Origin of the sequence: Natrinema sp. H-ect1 (assembly GCF_041821105.1) — an archaeon.
GTDB lineage: Archaea > Halobacteriota > Halobacteria > Halobacteriales > Natrialbaceae > Natrinema > Natrinema thermotolerans.
The window spans coordinates 1-2270 of record NZ_JBGUBA010000024.1 but is presented as its reverse complement, the minus strand read 5'-3'; the positions used below and the strand labels follow the sequence as shown (position 1 = coordinate 2270).

1 rRNA gene is annotated in these 2270 nt (G+C 56.7%); it reads left to right on the top strand.

What is annotated here, in order from left to right:
• Window positions 1–2270 (top strand): 23S ribosomal RNA (locus tag ACERIM_RS19435); the annotation flags it as partial.

Genomic DNA, 2270 nt, shown 5'->3' with positions numbered 1-2270 from the left:
GAAGTTTGGGAAGCCGGTGTTCTGTCGTACGTTTTGAAAAACGAACCAGGGAGTGTGCCTGTTTGACGAGTCTAACTCGATCATCGAGGAAGGCGTAGGGAAACCGACATGGCCGCAGTGCTTTGCACGAGGGCCGCCGTGTTCAAGCGCGGGGAGTCAAACGGGCACGACCCGAAACCGGACGATCTAGGCGTGGGCAAGGCGAAGCGTGCCGAAAGGCACGTGGAGGCCTGTTAGAGTTGGTGTCCTACAATACCCTCTCGTGACCTACGTCTAGGGGTGAAAGGCCCATCGAGTCCGGAAACAGCTGGTTCCAACCGAAACATGTCGAAGCATGACCTCTGCCGAGATAGTTCATGGGGTAGAGCGACGGATTGGGGGACCGCACTCCGAGAGGAGTGTGCCCCCCTGTCCAACTCCGAACCTATGAACGTCGTTTGACGCAGGGAGTCCGGTGCACGGGGTAAGCCTGTGTACCGTGAGGGAGACAACCCAGAGCTGGGTTAAGGTCCCCAAGTGTAGACTAAGTGCGATCGAAGGTGGTCTCAAGCCCTAGACAGCCGGGAGGTGAGCTTAGAAGCAGCTACCCTCTAAGAAAAGCGTAACAGCTTACCGGCCGAGGTTTGAGGCGCCCAAAATGATCGGGGCTCAAGTCTACCACCGAGACCTAGCAGCACCACTCAGACTGGTGATCTCGTAGGTTGGCGTTCTGTTCGGGTGGAAGCACGGCTGAGAAGTCGTGTGGACCGTTCAGTAACGAAAATCCTGGTCATAGTAGCAGCGTTAGTCGGGTTAGAACCCCGACGGCCGAACGAGTAAGGGTTCCTCAGCAATGCTGATCAGCTGAGGGTTAGCCGGTCCTAAGTCAGCCCGTAAGTCGAAGCTGACAACAGGGAAATAGGTTAATATTCCTATGCCAGTGTGTACTCAAAGCCAACGCTTTGGGGCCGCCTCTGCCGGGCTTTCGCCCGGTCGAACTATCGAAGTTCGTGGAAGCCGTAATGGCACGAAGCGACCGAATGATAGGATAGCGCAAGAGAGGTCAACCTAGAGCCCGTGAAAAGGCAAACACACTGTCCGTACCGAGATCCGACACAGGTACTCGTGGCGGCGAAAGCCAAGGTCTGTCGGGAGCAACCGACGTTAGGGAATTCGGCAAGTTAGTCCCGTACGTTCGCAATAAGGGATGCCTGCCCTGCAATGGGGCAGGTCGCAGTGACTCGGGCGCTCCGACTGTCTAGTAACAACATAGGTGACCGCAAATCCGCAAGGACTCGTACGGTCACTGAATCCTGCCCAGTGCAGGTATCTGAACACCCCGTACAAGGGGACGAAGGACCTGTTAACGGCGGGGGTAACTATGACCCTCTTAAGGTAGCGTAGTACCTTGCCGCTTCAGTAGCGGCTTGCATGAATGGATCAACGAGAGCGCCACTGTCCCAACGTTGGGCCCGGTGAACTGTACGTTCCAGTGCGGAGTCTGGAGACCCCCAAGGGGAAGCGAAGACCCTATAGAGCTTTACTGCAGGCTGTCACTGAGACGTGGTCGCCATTGTGCAGCATAGGTAGGAGGCGGTACACAGGTACCCGCGCTAGCGGGCCACCGAGCCAGCATTGAAATACTACCCGATGGTGACTGCGACTCTCACTCCTGGCGGAGGACACTGGTAGCCGGGCAGTTTGACTGGGGCGGTACGCGCCTGAAAAGATATCGGGCGCGCCCCAAGATTTCCTCATCCGCGTCGGAGACGCGGAAAAGAGCGCAAGAGCAAACGGAAGTCTGACAGTGTCCGGCACAACGACGGACGCTGACGCGAAAGCGTGGTCTAGCGAACCAATTAGGCTGCTTGATGCGGCCAATTGCTGACAGAAAAGCTACCTTAGGGATAACAGAGTCGTCACCCGCAAGAGCACATATCGACCGGGTGGCTTGCTACCTCGATGTCGGTTCCCTCCATCCTGCCCGTGCAGAAGCGGGCAAGGGTGAGGTTGTTCGCCTATTAAAGGAGGTCGTGAGCTGGGTTTAGACCGTCGTGAGACAGGTCGGCTGCTATCTATTGGGGGTGTTACGGTATCTGACGGGAACGTTCGTATAGTACGAGAGGAACTACGAATGGGTGCCACTCGTGTACCAGCTGTCCGAAAGGGCACGTGCTGGGCAGCGACGCACCACGGGGTAAGAGCTGAACGCATCTAAGCTCGAAACCCACCTGAAAAAGAGATACCACTGAGGCCACTCGTAGAAGACGAGATCGATAGACTCGGGGTGT